This is a genomic window from Nocardioides caricicola (assembly GCF_039541135.1).
GTDB lineage: Bacteria > Actinomycetota > Actinomycetes > Propionibacteriales > Nocardioidaceae > Nocardioides > Nocardioides caricicola.
In genome coordinates this window covers 218,274-244,829 of the sequence record NZ_BAABFQ010000010.1, presented here as the reverse complement: position 1 = coordinate 244,829, position 26,556 = coordinate 218,274, and the positions used below count along the sequence as shown (strand labels likewise).

The 26,556-nt window shown below is 72.4% G+C and carries 26 protein-coding genes; 13 read left to right on the top strand and 13 right to left on the bottom strand.

The genetic code is table 11. The features are described from left to right. Positions 1-116: 116 nt before the first annotated feature. From ABD875_RS22040 to ABD875_RS22020, 5 genes are all read left to right on the top strand, one after another. On the top strand, positions 117-677 hold the full coding sequence (locus ABD875_RS22040; protein WP_345182389.1) for a hypothetical protein: 561 nt from the start codon (positions 117-119) through the stop codon (positions 675-677). 8 nt (positions 678-685) lie between these two features. Continuing rightward, positions 686-1,495: an ATP-binding cassette domain-containing protein gene (locus tag ABD875_RS22035; RefSeq protein ID WP_345182387.1), complete on the top strand. Its 810-nt coding sequence runs from the start codon at positions 686-688 to the stop codon at positions 1,493-1,495. After that, complete coding sequence (locus tag ABD875_RS22030) at positions 1,476-1,685, top strand: DUF1918 domain-containing protein (RefSeq protein WP_345182385.1); 210 nt, start codon at positions 1,476-1,478, stop codon at positions 1,683-1,685. The genes ABD875_RS22035 and ABD875_RS22030 overlap by 20 nt, the downstream gene beginning before the upstream one ends. 196 nt (positions 1,686-1,881) lie before the next feature. Continuing rightward, positions 1,882-3,084, top strand: coding sequence for an NAD(P)/FAD-dependent oxidoreductase (locus ABD875_RS22025; RefSeq protein ID WP_345182383.1), 1,203 nt, complete (start codon positions 1,882-1,884; stop codon positions 3,082-3,084). Positions 3,085-3,427: 343 nt separating this feature from the next. Beyond that, entirely contained in the window at positions 3,428-5,929 is a 2,502-nt protein-coding gene (locus ABD875_RS22020) for a cation-translocating P-type ATPase (protein ID WP_345182381.1), read from the top strand. A 40-nt stretch (positions 5,930-5,969) separates the two neighbouring features. Here the strand turns inward: ABD875_RS22020 and ABD875_RS22015 are convergent, their stop codons facing one another. The 3 genes from ABD875_RS22015 to ABD875_RS22005 form a co-directional block, all read right to left on the bottom strand. Beyond that, on the bottom strand, positions 5,970-6,848 hold the full coding sequence (locus ABD875_RS22015; protein WP_345182379.1) for an alpha/beta hydrolase family protein: 879 nt from the start codon (positions 6,846-6,848) through the stop codon (positions 5,970-5,972). Positions 6,849-6,896: 48 nt separating this feature from the next. Next, positions 6,897-7,742, bottom strand: a complete 846-nt coding sequence (locus ABD875_RS22010; protein WP_345182376.1) for a universal stress protein — start codon at positions 7,740-7,742, stop codon at positions 6,897-6,899. 62 nt (positions 7,743-7,804) lie between these two features. After that, positions 7,805-8,260: a CBS domain-containing protein gene (locus ABD875_RS22005; protein ID WP_345182374.1), complete on the bottom strand. Its 456-nt coding sequence runs from the start codon at positions 8,258-8,260 to the stop codon at positions 7,805-7,807. A gap of 159 nt (positions 8,261-8,419) precedes the next feature. Between ABD875_RS22005 and ABD875_RS22000 the strand changes: the two genes are divergently transcribed. Further along, positions 8,420-8,794: a DUF5655 domain-containing protein gene (locus ABD875_RS22000; protein ID WP_345182372.1), complete on the top strand. Its 375-nt coding sequence runs from the start codon at positions 8,420-8,422 to the stop codon at positions 8,792-8,794. Between the two features lie 137 nt (positions 8,795-8,931). Next, positions 8,932-9,153, top strand: a complete 222-nt coding sequence (locus ABD875_RS21995) for a DUF1918 domain-containing protein (protein WP_345182370.1) — start codon at positions 8,932-8,934, stop codon at positions 9,151-9,153. Here ABD875_RS21995 and ABD875_RS21990 read toward each other — a convergent pair. The 5 genes from ABD875_RS21990 to ABD875_RS21970 all read right to left on the bottom strand — a co-directional run bounded on the left by ABD875_RS21990 (position 9,131) and on the right by ABD875_RS21970 (position 14,755). Continuing rightward, complete coding sequence (locus ABD875_RS21990; RefSeq protein ID WP_345182368.1) at positions 9,131-9,796, bottom strand: DUF2238 domain-containing protein; 666 nt, start codon at positions 9,794-9,796, stop codon at positions 9,131-9,133. The two genes, ABD875_RS21995 and ABD875_RS21990, sit on opposite strands and share 23 nt — an antisense overlap. Positions 9,797-10,089: 293 nt before the next feature. Next, positions 10,090-10,458 (bottom strand): carboxymuconolactone decarboxylase family protein, encoded by a 369-nt coding sequence (locus tag ABD875_RS21985; protein ID WP_345182366.1) that lies wholly within the window; start codon positions 10,456-10,458, stop codon positions 10,090-10,092. A gap of 98 nt (positions 10,459-10,556) precedes the next feature. Continuing rightward, the gene (gene ppdK, locus ABD875_RS21980) at positions 10,557-13,229 is read right to left on the bottom strand and encodes a pyruvate, phosphate dikinase (protein WP_345182363.1); all 2,673 of its coding nucleotides are present in this window, start codon (positions 13,227-13,229) and stop codon (positions 10,557-10,559) included. A 102-nt stretch (positions 13,230-13,331) separates the two neighbouring features. Next, positions 13,332-14,117 (bottom strand): GAF and ANTAR domain-containing protein, encoded by a 786-nt coding sequence (locus tag ABD875_RS21975; RefSeq protein WP_345182361.1) that lies wholly within the window; start codon positions 14,115-14,117, stop codon positions 13,332-13,334. Continuing rightward, a complete protein-coding gene (locus ABD875_RS21970; RefSeq protein WP_345182359.1) occupies positions 14,114-14,755 on the bottom strand; it encodes a GAF and ANTAR domain-containing protein in 642 nt (213 codons plus the stop codon). The genes ABD875_RS21975 and ABD875_RS21970 overlap by 4 nt, the downstream gene beginning before the upstream one ends. Before the next feature lie 226 nt (positions 14,756-14,981). On the opposite strand from ABD875_RS21970, the gene ABD875_RS21965 reads away from it, so the two are divergent. Next, positions 14,982-16,274 carry a GAF domain-containing sensor histidine kinase gene (locus tag ABD875_RS21965; protein WP_345182358.1) on the top strand — a complete coding sequence of 431 codons (1,293 nt, stop codon included), beginning with the start codon at positions 14,982-14,984 and terminating at the stop codon, positions 16,272-16,274. Positions 16,275-16,442: 168 nt separating this feature from the next. Then, the gene (locus tag ABD875_RS21960) at positions 16,443-16,805 is read left to right on the top strand and encodes a DUF3054 domain-containing protein (RefSeq protein WP_345182356.1); all 363 of its coding nucleotides are present in this window, start codon (positions 16,443-16,445) and stop codon (positions 16,803-16,805) included. 43 nt (positions 16,806-16,848) lie between these two features. On the opposite strand, the gene ABD875_RS21955 is transcribed toward ABD875_RS21960, so the two are convergent. Next, entirely contained in the window at positions 16,849-17,661 is an 813-nt protein-coding gene (locus ABD875_RS21955; RefSeq protein ID WP_345182353.1) for an alpha/beta fold hydrolase, read from the bottom strand. Between the two features lie 82 nt (positions 17,662-17,743). Continuing rightward, entirely contained in the window at positions 17,744-19,786 is a 2,043-nt protein-coding gene (locus ABD875_RS21950; RefSeq protein WP_345182351.1) for a helix-turn-helix transcriptional regulator, read from the bottom strand. Between the two features lie 183 nt (positions 19,787-19,969). Between ABD875_RS21950 and ABD875_RS21945 the strand changes: the two genes are divergently transcribed. Both ABD875_RS21945 and ABD875_RS21940 read left to right on the top strand, forming a co-directional pair. Further along, positions 19,970-20,839, top strand: coding sequence for a serine/threonine-protein kinase (locus tag ABD875_RS21945; RefSeq protein ID WP_345182349.1), 870 nt, complete (start codon positions 19,970-19,972; stop codon positions 20,837-20,839). Positions 20,840-20,879: 40 nt separating this feature from the next. Continuing rightward, complete coding sequence (locus tag ABD875_RS21940; protein WP_345182347.1) at positions 20,880-21,371, top strand: hypothetical protein; 492 nt, start codon at positions 20,880-20,882, stop codon at positions 21,369-21,371. Between the two features lie 324 nt (positions 21,372-21,695). Here ABD875_RS21940 and ABD875_RS21935 read toward each other — a convergent pair whose 3' ends face one another. Together ABD875_RS21935 and glnA are read right to left on the bottom strand one after the other, a co-directional pair. Next, positions 21,696-22,700: a hypothetical protein gene (locus tag ABD875_RS21935; protein WP_345182344.1), complete on the bottom strand. Its 1,005-nt coding sequence runs from the start codon at positions 22,698-22,700 to the stop codon at positions 21,696-21,698. Between the two features lie 196 nt (positions 22,701-22,896). Next, on the bottom strand, positions 22,897-24,315 hold the full coding sequence (glnA, locus tag ABD875_RS21930) for a type I glutamate--ammonia ligase (protein WP_345182342.1): 1,419 nt from the start codon (positions 24,313-24,315) through the stop codon (positions 22,897-22,899). Positions 24,316-24,506: 191 nt separating this feature from the next. Between glnA and ABD875_RS21925 the strand changes: the two genes are divergently transcribed. Further along, entirely contained in the window at positions 24,507-24,911 is a 405-nt protein-coding gene (locus ABD875_RS21925) for an RDD family protein (RefSeq protein WP_345182340.1), read from the top strand. A 50-nt stretch (positions 24,912-24,961) separates the two neighbouring features. Then, on the top strand, positions 24,962-25,807 hold the full coding sequence (locus ABD875_RS21920; protein ID WP_345182337.1) for an SCO4651 family lipoprotein: 846 nt from the start codon (positions 24,962-24,964) through the stop codon (positions 25,805-25,807). Between the two features lie 22 nt (positions 25,808-25,829). Here the strand turns inward: ABD875_RS21920 and ABD875_RS21915 are convergent, their stop codons facing one another. Beyond that, the gene (locus tag ABD875_RS21915) at positions 25,830-26,546 is read right to left on the bottom strand and encodes a DUF4191 domain-containing protein (protein WP_345182335.1); all 717 of its coding nucleotides are present in this window, start codon (positions 26,544-26,546) and stop codon (positions 25,830-25,832) included. Positions 26,547-26,556 lie beyond the last annotated feature (10 nt).

Below are 26,556 nucleotides of genomic sequence, written 5' to 3'. Positions count from 1 at the left end.
GCTCCGGCCTCACCCACACCGTGGCACGGTGCCGCCGCGACATCCCGGCTGGAGGTCCCGGCCGGGTGAGTCCAACGGCCCTCCCGGTCACAGCTGATGGGGAGGAGCGTGGAGCTGTGAGGACGTACCGGACCCTGTGGCGGACGATCTTCTCGGTCCTGGCGCTCGTGGCGTTCATCGCCAGCGGCGCCAGCGCCAGCTGGCTCGCGACCATCGTCTCGGTCGGCGTGGTGGCCGCGGCGGGAGCCGTGGCGGGCTACGCCTGGATCGAGGACCCGCCCCGACGCCGGCGGATGGTGCGTGAGCTCACGGCCTGGTTCGGCGCCGGCGCCGCGCTGATGCTCGGACTGCCGGTGCTGCTGGGGCCGTCGTGGCTGGCCGTCCCGGCCCTCCTCGGCGTGACCTGCCCGGCCGGGGTCGCCTGGGTGCTCGGCAAGTACCGGGCCGGTCGCCGGCTCGGCGACTGGGAGCAGGCCGCCCGTCTGTCGGGCGGGGACCTCGAGTCGTGCTGGCTCCGAACGACCCGGCAGCTGCGGGCACACGCGAGTGAGCCGGAGGCCGTGCTGGCCCTGGTCCAGGAGCGCGCGGTCCTGCTCGACGAGATCGAGCGCCGGGATCCGGCGGCGTACGACGCGCTCCTGGTGCGCGCCGGATGGCCGCAGCGACAGGACCGGTAGGGCGGGCCATGGACGGGTTCGTCGCCGCGTCGCCGACGCCTCTGCTCCAGGTCGAGCACCTCCAGAAGCGGTTCGGCAACGTCCATGCCCTCGACGACGTCAGCCTGTCCGTCTTCCCTGGACAGGTGACCGCGCTCGCCGGCGACAACGGCGCCGGCAAGTCGGTCCTGATCAAGTGCATCTCGGGCATCCATGTCCCGGACAGCGGCCGACTCCTGTGGGACGGGGAGCCCGTCGAGCTGCGCCGGCCGCGGGACGCGGCCGAGCTCGGCATCGAGACCGTCTACCAGGACCTCGCGCTGTGCGACAACCTCGATGTCGTCGACAACATGTTCCTCGGCCGCGAGCTGCACCGGGGCGTCCGCCTGGACACCGACGAGATGGAGATCCAGGCCGCCGTGGTGATGCGGTCGCTCTCGGTGACGACGCTGGGCTCTCTGCGGCAGAAGGTCGGCCTGCTCTCCGGTGGCCAACGTCAGTCGGTGGCGATCGCCCGTGCGGTCCTGCGCCACACCCGGCTGCTGATCATGGACGAGCCGACCGCGGCACTCGGGGTCTCCCAGACGGAGGTCGTCCTCGCGCTGGTGCGCCGCCTCGCGGACCAGGGCATCGCGGTCGTGATGATCTCGCACAACCTCAACGACGTCTTCCGGGTCGCAGACCGGATCGCGGTTCTCTACCTCGGCCGGGTGGTCGGAGCGGGCGCGGCCCGCGACTTCGACCGCCAGCGGGTGGTGCAGCTGATGGCGCTCGGCCGGTCGGACCGCCCGACCGTGCCCGACACGAAGGAGACAGTGGATGTACGCGTTCAAGGGTGACCGGATCATCGTGCGGTCGCTTCCCGCCACCGTGCGTGTGGCCGAGGTCGTCGGTGGCGACCACCCCGACGGTCACCCCCCGTTCTGGGTCCGCTGGTCCGACTCCGGGCTCGAGACGCTGCTCTTCCCGACCGCCGACGCCGACATCGAGCACGCCGGGCCGAGCTACCCGCCCGAGTACGACGCGTAGCCCCTCGCCCTGATCTCCTCGGGGCAGATCTCTTCGGAACTCATCGAGATCGCAGCACAGGCCCGGCATCCGGGCCTCGGGGCGATGGCGGCGTCGCCCGGTGAGCACTCCGGACCGGTCCGAGCGGGTCCTTCGGCCCTCGCCGTGCGGCGCGGGCCGGCGTACACCGGAGTCAGGACCGAGGAGAGGAGTCGTCATGCGCCAGAAGGTCATCGTCCTGGGAGGGAACTTCGGCGGGTTGACCGCGGCCCTCCGCGTGAAGCACGAGCTGGCCGGCGACGTCGACGTCACCGTCGTGTCCGACAGCGACCGGTTCCTCTTCACCCCGAGCCTGATCTGGCTGCCGTTCGGCAAGCGGCACGCACCCGACATCACCTTCCCCGTCGAGCCGACGCTCGACGAGCACGGCATCGAGTTCGTGCACGCCGCGGCGATCGGCGTCGACCCGGTCGACCACACCGTCTCGACGTCGGACGGTCAGATCCGGCGCTACGACTACCTCGTGATCGCGACCGGCTACCGCAACGACGAGGACGTCGTCCCCGGGTTCCGCGAGCATGCCCGCACGATCACCACGCTTCCGAAGGCGCAGGAGACGGCGGTCGCCTGGCAGGCGTTCCTCGAGAAGCCCGGCGACGTGGTGATCGCCGCGACCCAGGGCGCCGGCTGCTTCGGCGCGGCGTACGAGTTCCTCTTCAACACCGCCTACCAGCTGAAGAAGGCCGGTCTCCGCAAGGAGGTCAGGCTGACCTACGTGACGGCCGAGCCGTTCCTCGGGCACTTCGGCATCGGCGGCCTGCCGCACGGCGAGCAGCTGCTCGGGATGTTCCTCAGGAAGCAGGGCATCGAGACCCGGCTGGCCACCGCGATCGACCACGTCGAGGACGGGGCGCTCGTGCTCGATGGTGGCGAGACCCTGCAGTTCGCCTTTGGCATGGTCGTGCCGCCGTTCCTCGGCCAGGGCTTCCTGGTCGGCAGTGACGGGCTCACAGACGCGAAGGGCTTCGTCCGGGTCCGCAACACCTATCAGACCGAGAAGTTCGACGACGTGTACGCCGTCGGGGTCGCGGCGGCGGTGGACGTACCGTGGACGACCGCGGTGCCCGTCGGCATCCCGAAGACCGGGTTCCCGACCGAGGCCCAGGCGGCGGTCGCGGCGGACAACATCGCCCTGCAGGTGCGCGGCGAGCAGCCGACACAGGAGAAGCCGTTCGGCGACATCCCGGCGGTCTGCGTGATGGACGCCGGCAACAACGGCGTGATCATCCTCGCCGACAAGATGCTGCCGCCGCGCAAGCACGGCATCCTCGTGCCGGGTCCGCAGGCGCACTGGATGAAGCTCGGGTTCGAGAAGTACTTCCTCTGGAAGATGCGCAACGGCTACGTCCAGCTGCCGTAGCCGACGGACCTGCTGTCCCGCATGAGCGCTCGTGAGCGTGCCCGCGACTCCACGGTGCGCGAGCCGGGCGCCTCCCGGCAGGGTCGGGGGACCGCGGTCTCGAGGGACCTTGTCCCCTGACGATCGGACCCGGCGCGCGGTGTCATGGAGGCAGGACGGCCGGTAGAGGGAGGTATCACGAACGTGGCCCTTCAGCGCAGCGTCGAGCTCGGTCGCCTCGATGAAGGTCCCGGTCACGCACCGGGCGCGGTCGGATCACCGTCTGGCGGTCGGCCGGAGTGCACGGCCCCCGCACGTGGAGCTGCGGGGGTTGTGCCGGGGTAAGCACCGGGGAGGACGTTCGATGGACGCAGGGCAGGGGAGCACCCGGATCGGGCTGACCTCGGCGGCTGCGGCCGACCGACTCTCGCGAGACGGCCCCAACCTCGTGCCGCGCGGACCGCGTCGCGGCCCGGTACGGCTCGCGGCGGGACAGCTGCGGGACCCGATGATCCTGCTGCTGCTCGGCGCCTTCTGCGTCGTCGCCCTGGTCGGGGACGTCGCCGACGCCTGCCTGATCCTGGCGGTGATCGTCTTGAACACGGGCATCGGTGTCGTCCAGGACGTCCGCGCGGGCAACGCCCTCGACGCGCTCGACCGCGTCGGCGCCCCGATGGCCACGGTCGAGCGCGACGGGAGGTTCGTGCGGGTCCCGGCGCCCGAGATCGTCGCGGGCGACCACGTCTCCCTCGCCGCGGGCGACGTGGTTCCCGCGGACATCGGCCTGGTCCGGGCGTCCGGGCTCGAGGTGGACGAGTCCGCGATGACGGGTGAGTCGGTGCCGGTGGGCCGAGACGGTGGGGCCGAGGTGCTGGCCGGCACGGTCGTCGTCCGCGGCCGTGCCGACGGGGTGGTGCTGCGGACCGGGGCCGACAGCGCGCTCGGTCGTATCGCCGCGTCCGTGGTCGCGGCCGGAGTTCGCCCGACCCCGCTCCAGGCCCGGCTCCGTCGGCTGTCCCACCAGCTGGTGGTGCTGACCCTGGCCGTGGCGGGACTGGTGCTGGTCTCGGGGGTAGCCCGTGGAGAGTCGGCCACCGACATGGTGGTGGTGGCCGTCAGCCTCGCCGTCGCCGCGATCCCCGAGTCGTTGCCAGCCGTCGTGACCATCGCGCTCGCACTCGGGGCGTTCCGGATGGCGCGCCGGCACGCACTCGTGCGCCGGCTACCTGCCGTCGAGACGCTCGGCTCCGTCACCGTGCTGGCCTCGGACAAGACCGGGACCCTCACCGAGGGCCGGATGAGTGTCGCCGGGATGTGGACGCCGTTGCAGTGGCGGGAGCGGCCGGTCGGCGTGGCCTGCGGGGAGCCGGACGCCGATCTGGCCCTGCTGGTCCGTGACCTGGTGCTCTGCAACGACGCGCACCTCGCCGACGCCGTCGACGGGCAGGTGCAGGCCAGGGGCGAGCCGACCGAGGCAGCGCTGCTGGTCGCCGCCGTGGAGCACGACCCCGGTGTCTCGGCAGCAGGCGCGGACTGGCGGCGCGTCGACGAGGCGCCGTTCGACAGCGGGTCGAAGCGGATGGCGACGCTCCACCAGGGGGCGACCGGACTCCTGCTGGTCTGCAAGGGGGCGCCGGAGGCCGTGCTCCCCGCCCTTGCCGATGCGGCACAGGCGCAGGTCGCGCTGCGCGAGGCCGAGGGTCTGGCCGCGCGCGGCTTCCGCGTCCTCGCCGTGGCGGATGCCGCGCTCTCGTCGCCCCCTCCCGACCTCGCCCGCGTGACGGAGCTCCAGCTGCGCGGGCTCGTCGCGCTGGTCGACCCTCCCCGGTCGACCGCACGCGGGGTCGTCGCCTCCTGCCGGGCCGCCGGGATCCACCCGATCATGATCACCGGCGACCATCCGGCGACCGCGCGCGCCATCGCCGACGAGCTGTCGATCACCGCCGGGGCGCCGGGAGTGGCGACCGGCGCGGAGGTGGAGCGCGGTGACCACGTCGCGCGGATCGCGGACATCGGGGTCTACGCCCGGACCCGGCCTGAGGACAAGGTCGACATCGTGACGGCCTGGCAGCGGACGGGTGCCGTGGTCGCGATGACCGGCGACGGCGTCAACGACGCTCCTGCGCTGCGCATCGCGGACATCGGGGTCGCGATGGGCAACCGCGGCACCGAGGTCGCCCGGCAGGCGGCCGACCTCGTGCTGGCGGACGACGACCTGGGAACCGTGGTCGTCGCGGTCCAGGAGGGCAGGAGGATCTACGCGAACATCCGCAGGTTCCTGCGCTACGGCCTGGCCGGCGGCCTCGCCGAGGTGCTGGTGCTGCTGGTGGGTCCGTGGATCGGGATGCCGTTGCCGCTGCAGCCGGGCCAGATCCTGTGGATCAACATGGTCACCCACGGCCTGCCCGGTGTCGCGTTCAGCGGCGAGCCGTGCGACCCGAGCGACATGGCGCGACCCTCTCCGTCGCCCGAGCGGTCGGTCCTGGGCGGCCTGCTGCCCCAGATCGGGACCTCGGCGGTGCTCATCTCCGCGGTCGCCCTCGCGACGGCGCTCGCGGTCGACGGGACCGCGGCCCAGCAGACGTCGGTGTTCCTGTCGCTCGGTCTCGCCCAACTCTGGCTGGCGCTCGCCCTGCGCGCCCCGCGACGGGGCGCGGGCTGGCGGGACCGGGGTGTCGAGGGCTCGGTCGTGCTCGCCGCCCTGGTGCTCGTCGCCGGCGTCGCCTGGGCGCCGTTGCGCGACCTGCTCGACACGACGGCGGTGAGCCCGGTCCAGGTGGTGTCGATCGGGCTGGTGGCAGCAGTGCCGGCGCTGCTGGTGGCGGCGGCCGGGGCGCTGCGCCGGGCCGGGGACCGCAGCGGCTGATAGCGGCGGGCGCTCCGGCGCGGAGGAGAGGCGATGGTCCTCAGATGACCGAGTCCAGCCACGCCAGGACGAGCTCGGCCGACACGTCGCCGGTGTAGATCGTGTCGTGGGTCGCCTCCGGCACCAGCTCGACCGTCGTCGGGTGTCCGGCTGACTCCAGGGCTCCGTCGAGCTGGATCGTGAAGCCGACGGGCACCTGGTCGTCGCGCTCACCGTGGAGCAGGAGCACGGGCACCTCGGGCCGCAGACCGGCCCGTTCCACCGGGTTCGCGCTCGACCACCCGGCCGGATCCTCGTCCGGGGTGGTGCCGAGGAGCGCGGAGGCCAGGTCCGGGACCCGGGAGATGTCGTAGGGCCCGCTCAGCCCGATCAAGGCGTCGGGCCGTACGACGGGGTGTCGGCACGTCGGCGCGAAGTCGTCGACCGCCAGGACGGCGAGCGCCGCGAGGTGTGCCCCGGACGAGTGGCCGAGCACCACGACCGGGTCCGGCACGAGGCGGCGAGCCTGCACCTCGTGCACGATCGCGGACACCGCGCACAGGACGTCGTCGACCGGGGCGGGGTAGGTCACGCCGTCCTCGGCTGCCCGGATGTGGACGGGCGCCGCGGCGGCGCCTCCCGCGGCGAGCGCGGCGGCGAGCCCGGCGAAGCCGGTGGGGTCCGCCGTCATCCAGCCGCCGCCCGGCACCATCACGACCAGCGCGACGCGCCTCCCGGCGCGCGGCAGGTAGAGGTCGGCCGTCAGCCCGGGCGCGTACGTGAGGGTCGACGTGGGCGTCGCCGAAGCCGTGGCCGGCGCACCGTCCGGCGAGTCCGACGGCGTACCGGTACAGGCCACGAATCCCAGGGCGACACCCAGGGCGACACCCAGTGCGGCGACCCGAACCAGGTCGCCCCAGGACCGGGACCGAGCCGCCATGTCGTCATTCACCGCACTCCGGGTCGGGCGCCGGAGGCTGGCCTCCGGTCACGCCTCCGAGCTCTGCTGGGGGACGACGGCGACCGTCGACCGGGACCGCTCGACCACCGTGGTCGCGATCGAACCGACCAGCAGCCGGGACAGCGAGTCCATCGGGTGCCGGCCCACGACGACCAGGTCCCAACCGTCGTGGCGCGGGGCGAGGGCCTCGTCCGCGAGCCCGTGCTTGAGGGTGACCGTCACCGGTACGTCGGGGTACTGCTCGGCCAGGCCGGCCAACGACTCCGCCACGGTGAGGTGCAGGTCCTCGAGCTCGGGCGGCTCGTGGACCTCGCCTCGCGCGCGGCGGTACTCGGCGACCGCGGCGGCAGCGTCCCAGAAGCAGTGCAGGACCGTCAGGGGCAGGTGGTGCAGGGCGGCGTGGCGGTAGGCGAACTCGAGCACCGGCACCGACTCCGGCGTACCGTCGGCGCCGACGAGCACACCCCGCTCCGGCGTCTGCTCCCCGTCGGGGCGGCACACGACCAGCGGGCAGGCGGCGCTCGCGCTGAGCGCGGCGCTGACCGAGCCCAGGAGCAGGCTCTTGAGAGCGCCGCGGCCCCGGGACCCGACGACGAGGAGCGCGGCCCGCTCGGACAGGTCGAGGAGCACCTGCCGGGGCTCACCGGGCAGGGTCAGCGGCCGCACGTCGAGGTCGGCGTGCCTGCGTCGCAGCGCGGCCGCCAGGTCGACCGCGACCTGCGACGTCTCGTCGCCGACGTTCACCACGAGCAGCGCACGCCGCTCGAGACGTGCCTGCTCCGCTGCCCAGTCCGCCGCGCGTACGGCGTGGACCGATCCGTCCACGCCCACGACGATGTCCGTGTGCTCCATGCTCGCGGCGGCCTCGTTCATGACTCGATCGTGAGGCCGGGGCGCCGCGTCGTCCATGGTCGAAGGCCGCGCAGGCCCGGGACCTAGGACCCGAGGTGCTCGGGTGCGGTCGCGAACCGGCCGACGTCGGCCCACGTGAGCAGACCGACCGCCCGGCCCCGTGGGTCGACCACGCCGACCGCGTCGAGGTCGGCCGCGAGCATGACCTCCACCGCCTCCGCGAGCTCCGCGTCGGCGGCCACCCCCGGCGCGTCGGGGACCACCGCGGCGGCCAGCGGCTGGAACCTGGTGAGGAGGCCGGCGAGCAGGGCGGTGCTGAGCACGACCAGCGGCACCACGTCGAGGAGCGCCCCGCGCTCGTCCACGACGACCACGTGGCCGCGGCCGGAGGCCAGCGTCAGGTCCATCGCGGTCCCGATGCTGGTCTCGGCCCCGAGGGTGGCCACGCCCAGGTCGGCGGCGTCGGCGACGAGCCAGACCCGGGCGGCTGCGGTCGCGCGGCCCCCCGCGGACGGCTCGTCGAAGGTCCGAGTCTTCATGCTCACCTCCCGGTGCCGGCGGTCGAATCGCCTGCGACCGAGCATCCTCCGGCGGGCTAGAGCAGGGAACGGCCGTCGGACCCGACCGGTCCGGGACGTTGGCCCCTCCGGCGCGGCTGGTCTCGCACCTGGACGCAGGTCGGGCGCTAGCGTCGCGGGATGGCACAGGACGCTCGACGAGGCCCCGAGGACCTCTTCCGCGGCCACCCGGCCGGACTCGCGATCTGCCGGCGGGTCGAGGAGGTGGTGAACGGGTGGGGTGACGCGACGGTCACGACCACGAAGAGCCAGGTCGGGTTCCACCACGGACGCGGGTTCGCCTACGTCTGGCGTCCCGGCCAGTACGTCGACAGCGACGTGCCGGCCGTCGTGTCGTTCGCGCTCCCGCGGGAGGTCGTCTCCCCACGGCTCAAGTCCGTGGCCCACCCGGCGCCCACCACCTGGATGCATCACGTGGAGATCCGCGACATCGACGAGATCGATGACGAGCTGTGCGCCTGGCTCGCGGAGGCGTACGACGCCGCAGCTCGCTGAGCCGGGCAGGGCGGATGGTCCTGAGGCGGCGCCGGCGATGGTCCCGGGCCGTCCGTGGCGTTCGGCCGTGGCCGCGGTCCGCCCCGTCCGCGAGCCTGGAGGTGGGCGATCCCGCCCGCGGAGGAGAGGTGAGGACGATGTTCGCCACGGTCGGTGATCGGCTCATCGTGCGGAGCGCGCAGGTCGGAGGTCCGGTCCGCGACGGCGAGATCGTCGAGGTCCGCCACGAGGACGGGTCACCGCCGTACGTCGTCCGCTGGTCCGACACCGGCCGGGAGGCGCTGGTCTACCCGGGTGACGACGCGGTCGTCCACCACTTCGACCACGGCGGGCCGGCTACTTCCGGAGCGTCCGACTGAGGAGACCGCCGGTGCCCGACGACCCACGTCGCGCGATCACCAGGACGGCGGCAGCGAGGACAGAACCCAGCCACCCGAGCGTCAGGTCGCCCACGGTGTCCGAGTAGGCCGTGGACCACTCGGTCGACCTGGTCAGGAACGACCCGTACTCGAACAGCTCCCACGCGAGCGAGGCGGTGAGCCCGGCGGCGACGGCGGTGTGCGCGACACCCGCGGGGGAGGCCGGCCGTGCCACCGTCAGCACGACGTACGCCGCGCTCACCATCGCCGCGTTCGCGAGGTGCATCGCGTCGTCGAACCACGTCACCGCGTCGTACAGGTCCAGCCGGTTGCCCACCACGTCGCCGAACACGGTCAGCGTGACCAGCAGGTCGGCCACCCACGGGTAGGCGTCGCTGCGCCGGGTGACCGCCCAGAGGGTGGGTAGGGCGAGCACCACGACGGGGAACAGGATCGCCCGTGCCACGGGCGCCTTCCCGTCGAGGTTGGCCCAGTCCGGGTCGGTGGCCACCCGGATCATCGCCAGGACCACGAGGACCTTGAGCGAGATGGTCACCGCTGCGAGCAGCGGCCTGGGCTCGTGGTGCGCCACGAGGCGGCCGGCGTCGGTCCGACCGGCGGGCTGCGGGACCTGGATCGTCATCGTCGCTCCTCGGCTCCAGCATCGTGCCCGCCGGCCCGCCGCACGAGAGGCGTAGGTCCCGGCTGTGTGGCCCGAGCCTGGTCGACTGGAGACCGGCGTGGAACCGGCGCGGGCGGCGCGCCGGGTGGCTCAGCGACCGAAGATCCGCGAGAGCAGGCCGCCCTGGCGCTCACCCCGATCGTGCCCGGGGCACCACTGGTCCGCCGGTACGCCGGCACGGACCGACGCGACGTGCCGCCCGCAGCCCGCCCAGGTCGTCCTCGAGCAGGTCCGGCAGCGGACCGGGCGGCACATCAGGCTGCCCCGTCGCCGGCCTCGACGGCGTCCGCGAACTCGCAGAACGCGTCGTACGCGCGAGCGCCGTGGATCGTCGCCGGGCCACCGTGCATGAGGAACGTGACGCCGATCGACTCGGCGGCCTCCTGGCGGGTGGCGCCGGCGCGCGCGGCCGCCTGGCCGTGCGAGGCGATGCAGCCGTCGCAGCCCTCCACGACACCGATCGCGAGCGCGATCAGCTCCTTGGTGCGGCGGTCGAGGGCGCCGTCGGCGAACGCCGCCTGGGAGAGCGCGCTGAAGCCCTGGTACACCTCCGGGATCGCGTGTCGGAGGTTGCGGTGCAGCGGCGTGAGCTCGCGCAGCACCTCCTGGCCGTGGTCGGACATGGGTTCTCCTCTCGTCGGGGTGGATCCCCGTAGGGACGCCACCATCGTACAGATACCCCCTGGGGTATCTGTCATCGAGCCCGGCGAGCCCCGACCGATCAGCCGTCGGCGCGGCGGAGGAGCACCGCGCGCCCCGCCTCGAGCCGCGCCACGGGCACGCGGAACGGGGAGCAGGAGACGTAGTCGAGACCCACCCGGTCGAAGAAGTGGATCGAGCGAGGGTCGCCGCCGTGCTCGCCGCAGACCCCGACCTTGAGGTCGGGGCGGGTCTTGCGCCCCTTCTTCGTGCCCATCTCGACCATCCCGCCGACCCCGAGCTGGTCGAGGGACTCGAAGGGGGAGACGTCGAAGATCGCGTGCTCGAAGTAGCGGGCGAAGAACGACGCCTCGACGTCGTCGCGGGAGAAGCCCCAGGCCATCTGGGTCAGGTCGTTGGTGCCGAAGGAGAAGAAGTCCGCTTCCTTCGCGATCCGGTCGGCCAGGAACGCCGCGCGGGGGAGCTCGATCATCGTGCCCACCGAGTAGTCCAGGGTGACCCCGCGGGCCTCCTCGATCTCGCCGGCGACGGCGAGGATGTCGGCCTTGACGAGCTCGAGCTCCCGGACGCTGGCCACCAGCGGGATCATGATCTCCGGCCGCGGCCGCATCCCGGCGGCGACGCTGTCCGCGGCCGCCTCCAGGATCGCGCGGGCCTGCATCCGGAAGAGCCCCGGGATCTGGATGCCGAGGCGTACGCCGCGGAGCCCGAGCATCGGGTTCTGCTCGTGGAGGCGGCGTACGTGGCGCAGCAGCACCCGGTCCCGCTCCTCGACGTCGCCCCGCTCCTCGGCGAGTGCGACGCGCACCGACAGCTCGGTGAGGTCGGGGAGGAACTCGTGCAGGGGCGGGTCGATCAGCCGGATCGTGACCGGCAGGCCGTCCATCGCCTCGAAGATCTCGATGAAGTCCTGGCGCTGCAGGGGGAGGAGGGCGTCGAGGGCGGCGTGCTGGGTGTCCTCGTCCTCGGCGACGATCAGCTTCTCGACCAGCTCGCGCCGGTCGCCGAGGAACATGTGCTCGGTGCGGCACAGGCCGATGCCCTGGGCGCCGAACCTGCGGGCGCGTGCGGCGTCCTCGGGCGTGTCGGCGTTGGTGCGGACACGGAGCCGGCGGGCGCCGTCGGCGTGGGCCATGATCCGGCTCACCGCGTGCACGAGGTCGTCCTCGACCTGCTCGCCCTCGAAGTGCCGCACGACCAGGGCGGCCGAGACCGGGACCTCGCCGGCGAAGACCTCGCCGGTGGTGCCGTCGATGGAGACCACGTCGCCCTCGCGCACGGTCACGCCGTCGCGGGTCCGGAACTCGCGCGCCTTCGCGTCGACGTCGAGCGCGTCGGCGCCGCACACGCAGGTGCGGCCCATGCCGCGCGCCACGACGGCCGCGTGCGACGTCTTGCCGCCACGGCTGGTGAGGATGCCCCGGGCGGCGACCATGCCGCGCAGGTCGTCGGGGTTCGTCTCCTTGCGGACCAGGATCACGTCCTCGCCGCGCTCGGCCCACTCCACGGCGGTGTCGGAGTCGAAGACCGCCTTGCCGACGGCGGCGCCGGGGGAGGCGTTCATCCCGGTCGCGAGCAGGACCCGCTCGGCCGAGGCGTCGAACCGCGGGAACATCAGCTGCGCCAGCTGCTCACCGGAGACCCGGGTGACCGCCTCGTCCATCTGGATCAGGCCCTCGTCGACCATGTGGATCGCGATGCGGAACGCCGCCTCCGGAGTCCGCTTGCCGACCCGGGTCTGCAGCATCCAGAGCTTGCCGCGCTCGACGGTGAACTCGATGTCGCACATGTCGCGGTAGTGCCGCTCGAGGCGGGCCATGATGCCCAGCAGCTCGTCGTGCGAGCGGCGGTCGACCTCGGCGAAGTCGGCGAGGCTGATGGTGTTGCGGATGCCGGCGACGACGTCCTCGCCCTGCGCGTTCTGCAGGTAGTCGCCGTACTCGCCCTGGTTCCCGCTGGCCGGGTCACGGGTGAACGCCACCCCCGAGCCCGAGTCCATGCCGAAGTTGCCGAAGACCATCGCCTGCACGTTCACCGCGGTGCCGAGGTCGTCCGGGATCCGCTCCTGGCGGCGGTAGAGCCGGGCCCGGTCGGTGTTCCAGGAGTCGAAGACCGCGCGGACCGCGAGGTCGAGCTGCTCGCGCGGGTCCTGCGGGAACTCCCGGCCGGCCTGCTCGCGCACGATGGCCTTGAACGTCTCGACCAGCGCGCGCAGGTCGTCGGCGTCGAGGTCGAGGTCGCTCTCGGTGCCGCGCGCCTCCTTGGCCGCGTCCAGCGCGCTGGAGAAGTGCTCGGCGTCGATGTCGAGGACGGTGGCGCCGAACATCTGCAGCAGCCGGCGGTAGGAGTCCTGCGCGAACCGCTCGTCCTCGCTCTGTCGCGCCAGTCCCACGACGGACTCGTCGTTGAGCCCGATGTTGAGGACGGTCTCCATCATCCCGGGCATCGAGAACTTCGCGCCGGACCGCACGCTCACCAGCAGCGGGTCGTCGGGGTGGCCGAGCCGGCGTCCCATCGTCTCCTCGAGTGCGGCCAGGTGCTCGGAGATCTCCTCGGCGAGGCCGTCCGGGTCGTGGCCGTCGGCGAGGTAGGCGCGGCAGGCCTCGGTGGTGATCGTGAACCCGGGCGGCACTGGCAGCCCCAGGTTCGTCATCTCCGCGAGGTTCGCGCCCTTCCCGCCCAGCAGGTCGCGCTGGTCCTTGCTGCCGCTGGCGAACGCGTACACAAAACCCATGTGGTCTCTCCGTCGTCGTGTGGGGTCAGCCGGACCGAACGATATGCCCAGTGGCCCGGCGGCCCCGCTGACATGTGAGACGCGCGGGTCCGCCGTGGACGTTCAGCCCTGTGAGTCCGCCGGTGGCGCGCCCAGGACGGTGTCGGGGGCGAGCTCACCCTGGACGACTCGGCCCGCGACGTCGCTCAGCCTCTCGTTGTGGCTGCGGGCGTACTGCCGCAGTCGGTCGAAGGCGGCCTGCATGTCCAGGCGTCCGCGCTCCGCGAGCACTCCCTTGGCCTGCTCGACGACGACCCGGGAGTTGAGCGCGGTCTGCAGCTGCTCGGCGAGCAGCGAGGTCCGCGAGAGCACGCGCTGCTGGAGGATCCCGATCGTGGCGACGTCCGCGAGCGCCTGGGCGATGCGCAGGTCCTCCGGTTCCAGACCGGGTCGCACCTGGGAGGTGAACAGGTTCAGGGCGCCGATCGTCTCGTCACGTAGCCGCATCGGGAGCGCGTGCACCGCCGAGAACCCCACGGAGATCGCCGCCGACGCGAAGGTGGGCCAGCGCTCCCGCTCGGCCGAGAGGTCCGGTGCCGAGACCGCCACACCGGTCGCGACGCACTCCAGGCACGGGCCTTCGTCCGACTGCAGCTGCAGCAGCTCGACGAGCCGGGTCGCCTCGTTCGACGCGGCGACCACCTGAAGGTTGCCGCGTTGGTCGGCCAGCAGCAGACCCCCCTCGTCGACGTCCAGGACGTCGACACAGCTCTGGATGAGACCTTCCAGGAGCTCGACCACGTCGTAGTCGGCGACCAGGGTGTCTGCGAGGGCCACGAAGCGCTCGGAGAGCAGCGCGCCCCGGAGGCCTTGCCTCACGCTGCTGTCCTCGGCTGAACGGTCGGTCATTGCTCCTCCTTGAAGAATCGACGGCGCCCAGCCACGACGTCGGCAGCGAGATCGTTGATCGGGACCCCCTCGCTGAACGCGGTCGCTCGAAGCCGCGCCAACGCGCTGGCGATGCTGCTGTCCGTCTGCACCATGACCATCCCCGCGGCCTGGTGCACCTCCATGCGGTACGCCGCCTCCGGGACCCCGTCGCCACCGGGAAGACCGAGGTCCAGCAGGGCAGAGGCCATGTGGTCGACCGTGCGCAACGCTGCCCGGAGCTCTCCGGGCTCCAGCGGCCCCGGCCGCGCGCGGTACAGCCCGAGGGTTCCCAGTGCGATGGCCCCGACCTGGACCGGGAACGCGAAGACGGCGCAGATCCCCGAGGACTCGGCCTCGTGCACGAACGCCAGCCACTGTCGCGTCGCGGCGGTGATCGCCCGCAGGTCCTCGATCAGCACGGGTGACCGCGACCTCGCCGCGGTGACGCAGGGGCCCTCCCCGAGGGTGAACTGCAGGTCCTCGACCAGGCGGGACCGGGGATCGGTGACGAACACCGTCTCCGGGACTCCCGCGCTCGACAGGACCGACAGGGCGACCCCGTCGACCTTCGCCTCCACCTGGCACGCTCGGCACAGCGACTCGACACGTCCTGTCACGCGTTGCGCTCGGACCGGGCTCGGCCGTCATCGTGCGTGTGCATCGCCAGCGCCACCGCTATCTGCGTCGCGCCACGGAAGTCCGCGACGTCACCTCAGCCTACGCCCACCGGGTCGGTTCTGCTCGTGCGGTAGCGTGAGCGGCGCGGCGCGAGCCGCCGCTCGCCGACAGGCGGGCGCTCCGACCAGACCCCGCGGAGTCCAGTCCACGTGATGGGTCATGTCGATGGACCGTCTCTCCGCGGTGCTCAGCAGGTTCGCCTCGACGATGTTGGGGGAGACCTCTGTCCAGGCGATGCTCGACGCGGCCTCGCGTGAGGCTGTGGACCTGCTGCCGGTCGACGGTGTGGGCATCGTCCTGCTCGCCACGGCCGACGCGCCCGAGTACCTTGCCGGGTCCGACGCCGTCGCCCTGCGCTTCGAGCGCCTCCAGAGCTCTCTCGACCAGGGACCTTGTGTCATCGCCCGCGACACGATGACGTCGTACGCGCTCGCGGACCTGGCGTCGGGCGTGGACTTCCCCGACTTCGTCGCTGCCGCGCAAGCCCTCGGGCTCGCCGGTGCCTTCGCCATCCCGATGCGCGCCGGAGCCGACTGCGTGGGGGTGCTCGACCTGTACCGCATGTCGCCCGGCTCGCTGACCGACGACGAGATGCACGCCGCGTCGACCGTGGCCGACGTGCTCGCCGCCTACGTCAGCAACGCGCAGAGCCGGCTGGCTCGCGAGTCGACGATCAGCCGCGAGCGGCGAGCGGCTGAGGACCTGGTCGCTCCTACCGAGGCGCACGACTTCGTGGCCACCCTCGTCCACGAGCTCGGGAGCCCGCTGGCCAGTCTCGCCGGGTTCACCTGGCTGCTGGAGAACGCTCCGGACGACCTGTCGGACCTGCAACGGCGGCTCGTGGCGGGCATCCATCGCAACAGCGACGAGCTGGGCACGCTCGCGGCGGACCTGCTCACCCTGTTCAGCCTGGACCCCGGGGCTTCCCGAGAGGTCCACGTGGAGCTGGACGTCCGGGTGGTCCTGGCAGCCGCGTGCGACCGGGTGATGTCGGCGGCCACCCCGCCCGACGTCGAGCTCGTCATCCACGTCCCCGAGACGCCGGTCGTCACGCGCGGCGCCGCGCCGCACCTCGAACGGATGCTGGCCAACCTGGTGAGCAACGCGGTGAAGTACACGCCACCCGGCGGAACCATCACCTGTCTGGTGACCGAGCAGGAGGGTCAGGTGGTCCTCGAGGTGCGCGACACCGGGATCGGCATCCCCGCGGACGAGGTCGGCCACCTGTTCACGAGGTTCTTCCGGGCCTCCAACGCCAAGGCGCTGGGGATCACGGGCACCGGCTTCGGGCTCGCCATCGTGAAGTCGGTGGTCCAGAGCCACGACGGGACGATCGCGGTGTCCTCGGCGCTGGGCGCCGGGACCCGGGTCCGCATCCGGCTCCCGGCCGTCGGGTCCACGACCGGGCCGGGTGACCCGGGGGAGCCCCCCGAGCCGGTGATCGTCAGCTCGACGTGACCTTCTTGGCGACGAGACCACCGATGGCGACGAGCGCGAGGACGATGACGAGCTTCTTGATCACGGGGGTCTCCTGGGTGAGCGACGTACGGAACACGCTCATCCTGCACCCACCTGCCAACCGGGTCCAGCAGCACGCGCCCGAGCAGTGCCTGAGATCCTGGGCGGGTGCCCCTCCTCGCCGACCTGCTCTGCGTCCTCGCCCTCGCCCTGGGCGGCATGCGCTCGCACGAGCCCGGCGAGTCCGGCTGGGTCCTGCTCGCGATCGCCTGGCCGTTCGCCGTCGCCGCCGTCCTCGCCCACCTGCTGCTGGCGTGGCGGGGCCGGCCGGTGCGCCGGGTCTGGCCCGAGGGAGCCGTCGTCCTCACGGTGACCTACGCCCTCGGCATGCTCCTGCGGGCCCTCGCCGGGCGCGGACTCGCGCCGGGGTTCCTGGTCGTCGCCGCGCTCTTCCTCGCCGCCACGATGCTCGGCTGGCGCCTCGTCACGCTGCTCGTCGTACGACGTCGGACGCCGGCCACCCCGACCTGATTCCTCAGGCGGGGGACCGGCGTCCGGGCTGCCGGGTGGCCGTTCAGTCGGCGATGAAGGCCAGCAGGTCCTGGGTGAACTGCTCCTCGAAGTCGCCGTGGAGGCCGTGCGGCGCGCCCTCGTAGATCTTGAGGGTGGCGTCCTTGACGATCTCGGCGGTCTTCAGCGCCGAGGCCGCGATCGGCACGATCTGGTCGTCGTCGCCATGCGCGACGAGCACCGGGACGTCGATCTTCTCGAGGTCGGCGGTGTAGTCGACGGCCGAGAACTGCTCGACACAGTCGTACGCCGGGGCGAGGCCGGCCTGCATGCCCAGCCGCCAGAACTGGTCCCGGTCGCCCTGGGTCACCTTCGAGCCCTCCCGGTTGGCGCCGAAGAAGGGGATGCTCAGGTCCTGGTAGAACGCCGAGCGGTTGCGCAGCACGCCCTCGCGGATGCCGTCGAACGCGGCCAGCGGGGTGCCCTCGGGGTTGTCGTCGGTCTGCAGCATCAGCGGCGGCACCGCACCGAGCAGCACGGCCTTGCGCACCCGGGCCGAGCCGTGCCGGCCCAGGTAGTGCGCCACCTCGCCACCGCCGGTGGAGTGGCCGACGAGGACGACGTCGCGCAGGTCGAGCGCCTCCAGCAGCGCGGCGAGGTCGTCGGCGTAGTGGTCCATGTCGTTGCCGGCGTAGGTCTGCGTCGACCGACCGTGGCCGCGACGGTCGTGGGCGACGCCGCGGTAGCCGGCGTCGGCGACGGCCTTGAGCTGGCGGTCCCAGGCGTCGGCGTTGAGGGGCCAGCCGTGGCTGAAGACGACGGGGCTGCCCGAGCCCCAGTCCTTGTAGAAGATCTCGGTGTTGTCAGAGGTGGTCACGAACGGCACGGAATGCCCTTTCTTCACGGTGAGCTTGCCGTCCCAGCCTTCCGCGAGCGGAGTGCCCCGCGAATCAGTCACCTCACTGCACTTCGTCGTCGGTACCCCACGCGTCGACCACGTCCCGCAGCTGGCCGCGGCCGGTGATCCCCAGCCGCGGGAACGCCCGGTACAGGTGCGACGCGACCGTGCGCGGCGACAGCACGAGCCGTTCCGCGATCTCGGGGTTGGACAGGCCGCGAGCCGCGAGCCGGACGATCTCCTGCTGCTGCGGCGTGAGGTCGGCCAGACCGCCCGCGTCCGTCGCCCCGCGCACCCCCAGGGCCCGCAGCTCCGTGCCGGCGATCCGCGCCCAGGGCACGGCGCCGATCCGTTCGAAGGCGTCGTGCGCGTCCACGAGGTGCTGGCGCGCCTCGGTCTTGCGGCGCTCGCGGCGCAGCCAGATGCCGAGGTCGAGCTGCACGCGAGCACGCTCGAACGGCCACAGCGCGCCGGCCGGCACGTCGACCGCGGCCCGGAACGCCTCCTCGGCCTCGGCCCGGTCGGCGGCGGCTCCTCGCGCCGCCGCGACCAGGGCGGCCGCGTGGAGCGCCTGCTGCCGCAGCCGCGCGGACCCGCCCCGGGTGCGGTCTCGGAGCTGGGCGGCGACCGCGACGGCCTCGGCGTACCGCCCGGTGCGCAGCGCGGCGGCCACCAGGTCGGTCATCACGTAGAGCGCCTGCCGTTCGTGGACGGGTGCGCCCTGGTCGTCGACGACCGGGCGGAGCACGTCGTAGGCACGGTCGGCGTCACCCTCGCCGAGCGCGGCCAGCCCGCGCGCGGCCCGGGTGATGACCGCGGCGGACGTGCGCGGGTCGTGGTCGAGTCCCGTGACCGCTCGCGCCGCCAGCTCCTCGGCCCGGGCGCGGTCGCCGCGGCCGGCGGCCAGGTGCGCGAGCCGCGCCACGCTGACTCGGCGGACCATCTCCATGCCGTTGTCGCCGGCGATGCGCTCGGAGTCCTGGAAGAAGGCCTCCGCCTCGTCCCACCTCGCCAGGTCGAGCAGCACCACGCCCAAGGTGGCGGTCACCAGCGCATGGGAGCCCCGCTCCGGCACCCGGCCCAGCCGGTCCAGGAAGACCCGCAACGCCGTGAGCGCGAAGTCGGAACGGTCGACGATCCAGGCGGCGCCGCCGAGCTGGTTCAGCGCCTCCAGGTCGAGGTCGGTGACGGAGCCGACGGCGTCGATGGCCGCCCCCACCTCCGCCGCGGCCCCGACCGGGTCGAGGGCTGCGGCCAGCCACAGGCTCTGGGGTCGGGCGCTGGTCCCGGGCGTATCGGCCAGCCGCACCACGTCGTACGCCGCCGCCACCTGCTCGTGCAGGTCGGGTCGGCCGGTGTAGTACGCCGCCACCGCGGCCGGGGGCAGTGCGGACCACGCGAGGTCGAGCGCGCCGGTGCCGGCGGCGCGGACCGCGTTCGCGGTCAGCAGCGTCACCGCGTCGGCCTGGCGCAGCGTGCACGCCATCGCCCAGCCGAGACCGACCGAGGCCTCGAGCGAGACCGACGGGTCGTCGGCCAGCTCGACCGCCCGGTCACCGAGCCGGGCCACCCAGGCGCTGTCGCCGGCGTACCTCGCCGCGCGGCACGCCAGGACGTAGCGCCGCGCGGCCAGGCTCCGGTCGAGCGAGAGCTCCGCGGCTCGCTCGAGCAGCCGCGCCTCCGCCGGCCGGCCGCCGTGCTGCGCGGCGACCGGGGCGGCGTCCACGAGGAGCGCGGCCACCTCCTCGTCCGGGCCCAGCTGTGCCGCGGCGAGGTGCCACGCGGACCGGTCCGGCCGGACCGCCAGGGCGTCGGTGAGCGTCAGGTGCGCCGCCCGCCTCTCGACGAACGGCGCGGTGTCGCGCAGTGCCTGCGGCAGCGCGGGGTCGGCCCAGGTCAGCGGGGGACCGCCCGGCGCTCCGATGCGGACGACGCCCGCGCCCTCGGCCGGCACCCAGGCGCCGAGCTGCTCGTCGTCGAGGCCGGCGAGGTAGAGCCGCAGGTCGTCCTCCTCCGGCGCCGCGCACGCCGCCACGAGCAGGAGCCGGCGGGTCGCCGCCGGGAGGCCGCCGACGCGTGCGAGCAGGTCATCGAGCGGCGGCACCCGACGATTCTCCCGCGCGCGTTGGGCGCTGGGACCGGCCGCTCGTCGTCGTGCCCGCGGTTGGTGGCGGTCCTCACACCAACACCCTGCGCCTGGCGACCACGGCCTCCTGGCCCCGCGGCGCGGGCCGGCGGTCATCCGACAGGGGGCGTATCCCGGCTGCGGGTGGGTACCCGACCAGGCGTGCCACCGGAGATCATCGCCAACCGCTACCGCGTGCTCCGGTCCGTCGGCCGCGGCGGAATGGGCGAGGTGTGGCTCTGCGACGACGAGCTGCTCGGCCGCCAGGTGGCGGTCAAGCAGGTCGGCGTACTACCCGGGGAGTCGGTCCCCGACCTGGCCCGAGCCCTCCGCGAGGCTCGGTCCTCGGCCGCTCTCAACCACCGCCACGTCGTGTCGGTGTACGACGCGATCGAGACCGACGACCACATCTGGCTGGTCATGGAGTACGTCCCGGGCTCGACGCTCGCCGAGCTGATCGCGCAGGAGGGTCGGCTCGACCCCGCTCGGGTCGCGACGATCGGCGCCCAGGTCGCCGACGGGCTCGCGGCGGCGCACGCCCGCGGCACCGTCCACCGCGACGTGAAGCCCGGGAACGTCCTGGTCGGCGAGGGTGACGTCGCCAAGATCAGTGACTTCGGCATCTCGCGCACGACCGGCGACGACCAGCTGACCCGCACCGACATGGTGATGGGGACGCCGCACTACTTCTCCCCGCAGCTCGCCCCGCGGCGCCGACCCGAGCCCGGCCGACGACGTCTGGGCGCTCGGAGCGACGCTGTACGCCGCCGTCGAGGGCGTCCCGCCCGTCGAGGACCGGGGCAACCCGATCGCCACGCTTGCGGCGGCCGCGGACAACCACCCGCCGCGGCCGGAGCACGCCGGGTTCCTCGCCGACGCCATCGGGCGGATGCTCGACCCGGACCCGGTCTCCCGCTGGTCGATGGCCGACGCGGCGCACGCCCTCGAACGGCTGCACGACCAGCACCGCACCGTCGGAACGCTCCCCGAGCCCGCTCCGGCTGTCTCCTTGCCCGATGCCGAATCGCCTGAGAGCCGGCGGCGCCGGTGGCCGCTGGTCGCCGCTCTCGTCGTGCTGCTCCTCCTGGCCGCCGCAGCCATCGGCCTGCTCCAGAGGCGCGACGACGAGCCGACCGCATCACCGGACCCGCGAGAGCCCAGGTCGAGCACCTCGACGGAGCCGACCCCGGAGCCGACGCCGACCTCGACCGCGACCGTCACCGAGACCGCCACCGAGTCCGCGACCGACCCTGAACCCGAGCCCGCGCCCGCCGCCGGGTCGGCCGAGGAGGCGGTCGCGACGTACTACGGCCTGCTCCCCGAGGACACCGAGGGCGCCTGGGCGTACCTCGGCGAGGGCGCCCGGGCCGACGCCGGCGGGTACGACGACTTCGCGGGGTTCTGGCAGACGATCTCCGACGTGTCCGTCGAGGGCACCGACGTCGACGGGGACACCGTGACCGTCGAGCTCGTCTACAACGGCGGCGAGAGCGAGACCCGTCAGCTCCAGGTGACCGAGAGCGGCGACGGCTGGATCATCTCCGACGACCTAGGACCGGTGTAGCCCGTCCCACGTCCACCGCCAAGGCGGTGTCCGTGACCGTGCTGCAGTCTCCGTCGGCGAAGTCGCCGCGCTGGAACGCGGCAAGGCCGCCCACGAACATCCACAGGACGAGCACGCTCACCCACACGCTCTTCACACGCCCGACCTCCGCGCGACCCGTCGACACTCGTCCCTCGGACGCCAGAACGAGAGTGCCGGTTCCGCCGTGCCCGACCGCCGATCGGCATGAGCGGCCTTCTACCCGCCTGAAGCCCGAGGGCTGAAGGCGTTGATCGCTGAGTGTCCTGCCACGACCACAGGTGTGGGGAGGACAGGTCAGGCGCGCTACTCCGAGTGCCGGGCCTGCGCGAGACGCTCGCGGCGGTCCTCCTCGCGCTTGGAGTAGGCGGCGGCGCGGATCGCCTCGTCGGTCTCCAGCCCGGAGCCGAGGCCGCCGCCGACGGTGGCCGCTGACGCCACGAACCAGGCCAGCACGAACAGATCGGAGTAGCCGACCGCCCGATTGAGGTACCCCCCCATGAGGTCGGGGTCGAGGACGAAGAACGCCCAGATCACGTTCACGACGTAGAGAGCGCCGTAACAGATGAGCACCCCAGCCGTCAGGGTCAACAGGGTCGAAGCGTTGTAGAGCCGTGACCGCTCCCGCGCCTGTGGTGACTCGTCGCCGGGGCGGTCCCACAGCTCGCCGTCGATCACGAGCCAGCCGACGACGAGCGCGATCGAGGCGACCGTCGCGACCACGAGGCGCCACCACGTCAGCGAGTCGGCCAACAGCCAGACCGTCGAGTTGACGGTGGCGACGGCGCCGGTCGCCAGCGCCGCGACGAGCGCGGACTTCAGGCCCGGGACCAGCATCCACGGACGGTTGGCGAGGACCATCCCGGCGAGCAGTCGCCAGCGGCCGCTGAGGCGGGGGAGCGGGACGCGGTGCTGGACCGAGGAGGTGGGGTCGGCCATGTCGCCGATCAGCGTGCGCACGGCGCGGCGCGTGCGCGCGTGCATGCGAAGTCCGCCGAGCGCCGGGAGCGACAGGACCGCTGTCCGTTGTCGCGAGTCAGCTTCGATGAGAAGGTAGCGCCCGTCGCCGTCACGGATGGGAAGCTCGGTCAAGCCGACGACGAGGTCCCACTCGTGGTGCTGAGCCTGATCCCCGAGGCGCGCCATCGCGATGTCGACATCCTCGGAACCGGTGGTGAACGGCTCGCTGACGACCTCGATCTGCCAGGCGTCGTGATGCTCGCCCGCCGGCGGCCTGAGGTCCTTGATGCGATGCGCCATCTGAGTGGGCGAGGCTGGGTCGGCCACCAGGCCGACGGAGAACGGCTTCATGGGCCGGAGGTACCCACCGCGGCGCCGGTGACCCGTGAGCCCGCTGCTCGCGTGTCTGCGCGCCGGCGGCCCGGAACCGCTGAGGTCTCAGAGGCGTGCGCCCGTGCACGCGCAGCGGCCCCGCTGGGGGAAACCTGGGGGAATCCTCCGCGGGGCCGCGCGTTTCTGCTGGTCAGAGGCCCTTTCGGGCTCCGGTTTAGATGTCGTAGTACAGCTCGAACTCGTGCGGGTGCGGGCGCAGCTGCACGGGAGCGATCTCGTTGACGCGCTTGTACTCGATCCACGTCTCGATCAGGTCCGGCGTGAAGACGTTGCCGACCGTGAGGTAGTCGTGGTCGTCCTCGAGGGCGTCGAGGACGGCGTTGAGCGAGGTCGGGACCTGCTCGATCTCGGCCATCTCGTCCGGCGGGAGCTCGTAGATGTCCTTGTCGATCGGGGCGGCGGGCTCGATCTTGTTCTTGATGCCGTCGACACCGGCGAGCATCAGGGCCGAGAACGCGAGGTACGGGTTCGCCGACGGGTCGGGGAACCGGGTCTCGATGCGCTTGGCCTTCGGGTTGGAGCCGGTGATCGGGATCCGGACCGACGCGGAGCGGTTCCGCGACGAGTACACCAGCGAGATCGGGGCCTCGAAGCCCGGAACCAGGCGGTGGTAGGAGTTCACGGTCGGGTTCGTGAACGCCAGCAGCGACGGGGCGTGCTTCAGGATGCCGCCGATGTACCAGCGCGCCATGTCGGAGAGGCCGCCGTACCCGGTCTCGTCGTAGAACAGCGGGTCGCCGTCCTTCCAGAGCGACTGGTGGACGTGCATGCCCGAGCCGTTGTCACCGAAGATCGGCTTCGGCATGAAGGTGACCGACTTGCCGGCCTCCCACGCGGTGTTCTTGATGAGGTACTTGAACTTCATCACGTCGTCCGCGGCCTTGAGCAGCGTGTCGAAGCGGTAGTTGATCTCCGCCTGGCCGGCGGTGCCGACCTCGTGGTGCGAGCGCTCGACGAGCAGGCCGCAGGCCTCGAGGTTCTTCACCATCTCGTCGCGCAGGTCGCCGTAGTGGTCGTACGGCGCGACCGGGAAGTAGCCGCCCTTGAAGCGGGTCTTGTAACCCCGGTTGTCGCCCTCCTTGCCCGAGTTCCACCAGCCCTCGACGGAGTCGATGTGGTAGTAGCCCTCGTTGGCGGTGGTGGAGTAGCGGACGTTGTCGAAGATGTAGAACTCGGCCTCGGGGGCGAAGAACGCGGTGTCCGCGATGCCGGTCGTCGACAGGTAGGCCAGCGCCTTGCGCGCGATGTTGCGCGGGTCGCGGGAGTAGGCCTCACCCGTGATCGGGTCGTGGATGAAGAAGCTCAGGTTGAGCGTCTTGGCCGCGCGGAACGGGTCGAGGTACGCCGTGGTCGGGTCAGGGAACAGCGCCATGTCCGACTCGTTGATCGCCTGGAAGCCTCGGATGGAGGAGCCGTCGAAGGCCAGACCGTCGTCGAAGACCGACTGGTCGAACGACGAGACGGGCACCGTGAAGTGCTGCTCGATGCCGGGCAGGTCGACGAAGCGGATGTCGACCATCTCGACGCCTTCGTCCTTGATGAACTTGAGCAGCTCGTCGCTGTTCTGGAACATTCGTCCTCCTTGGCTGCGACCCGCGGGAGCAGCCGGAAAAAGTCTGCGAGCAAAGCGACCGGAGCGGCGCTGCGCCGGGCGATGCTCGCAACGTATGCAGGTGCAGTTTCTCGACCGTATCCGGTTTGTTTCCGGCATGTAACAGGTGGTCGGTGACTGGGCACCGCCGCGCCCGACCTAGGCTGGCCCGCGTGAGCGACCCCGGAGCCCTGCCGTACGAGACCGCGTCCTGGCCCCGCCGGATGCTGGCCCTGCTCGTGGACTGGATCGCCTCGATCCTGGTCGTCGTGGTGTTCGTCGGCTGGGACACCTACTCCGAGCCGGGCAGCACCGCCCAGGTCTGGGTGCTGCTGGTGTTCGTGGTCGAGAACGCGATCCTCACCGCCACCGTGGGCGGCTCCTTCGGGAAGATGGCGACGCGGCTGCGGGTGGTGCGGGTCGCCGACGGCGGCCGGATCGACCTGCTGCGCTCGTTCGGCCGCTCGGTGCTGATCGCGCTCGTGATCCCGCCCCTGGTGTTCCGCCCCGACGGTCGCGGCCTGCACGACATCGTCGCCGGATCGGCCACGGTGCCCCTCCTGGTGACCAAGGCGTAGCCCGTTCGGGCCGGTCCCGTGGCTGGGGTGACGGGGTTAGCCTCGATGGCATGCGCCGACCCCTCCGCCCCGTACGACGTACCGCCGCTGCCGCCGCCGTCGTGCTCGTCGTCGCCGGCCTGAGCGCCTGCAACGACAGCACGACCGCCACCGACGACCCCGCCGACCCGACCACCTCGGCGGCATCGGAGTCCCCGAGCGAGTCCGCCACCGAGGAGCCTCCCTCCGGCGAGACCGTCGACACGGCGGAGTTCCTCGACACGGTGCTCAGCGGCATCGAGGACGCGACGACCGCCCACGTGTCCATGACGATGCAGGGCGGCCCGGCGCAGATGACCATGGAGGGCGACGTCGACTACGCGGCGACACCGCCCGAGATGTCGATGAGTATGACCAACTCGATGCTCGGTGAGGGCGGCATGGAGATGCGCATGGTCGACGGCGCCATGTATATGCAGATGCCGCAGCTCGGCAAGGGCAAGTGGTTCAAGGTCCCGCTCGGCGGCCCCGACTCCCTGCTCCCGGGGGACCTGCTCGACCAGATGAATCCCGGCCAGGCGCTCGAGGGCATGCAGGACGCCGTCGACGACGTCACCTACGTGGGGGAGGAGGACGTGGACGGCGAGACGCTCCACCACTACACGATGACGGTGCGCAGCGAGGCGTTCCGCGACCTGCAGAAGCAGTTCGGCGGGACCGGCGCGGCCGACCTGCCCAGCGCGATCACCTACGACATCTGGCTCGACGGTGACGACCGGATGCGCAAGACCGAGATCGCCATGGGCGACCTCGGCTCTGTCACGATGACGATGTCCGACTGGGGCGAGCCGGTGGACATCGAGGCGCCGCCCGCGGCCGACGTCGTGCGGATGCCCGGCGGGATGCAGATGTCCTGACCCGCCCTCGCCGGTCTGCCGGTCAGCGACCGCGCAGGTTGCCGCGCATGCCCTTCATGCTCGTCGGCACCGGGCCCTTGGGCATCGGGATCGCCGAGCGGTTGGCGTCGAGCGCCTTGAGCCGGTTCAAGATGTCGGTCATCTCGGCGGGCTTCACCTGGCGGCCGAGCTTCTGGATGTGCTTGACGAGCTTCGGCAGCGGGACCTGGCCCTCGCCGTTGCCGCACATGACCTCGTGGATCGGGACGCCGGACGCCACCCGCTCGTGCTTGCGGCGCTCGCTGGACATCAGCTGCCGCAGGCGGTGCGGGTTGCCCTCGCCGACCAGCACGATGCCCGGAGGGCCGACCACGCGGTGCACGATGTCCTGCTGCTTGGTGAAGGCGATGACGGGGTCGGTGCGCCAGCCGCGGCGCAGCATCCGCAGCGCGGCCGCGGCCGCGCCGGGCTGGCCGTCCATCTGCTTGTAGGCGGCGGTCTGCGCGCGACGACCGAACACGATCATCGCGAACAGCGTGCCGAACAGCAGCGCGGAGACGATCCGCAGGACCATCCGCAGCAGGCCGTCCCCCGGCAGCAGGGTCAGCAGGCCGAAGCCGATCGCGGCGCCGACGACGAACGCGCCGAGGAGCCACAGGGGGAGGGCCCGGTCGACCTTGCGAGCCATCCGGTAGGTCTCGACGAACTGCCGCATGCGACCCATCTGGTCGGGGTCGACGGGCTTGGGTTCCTTCGCCATCTTCTGTGGT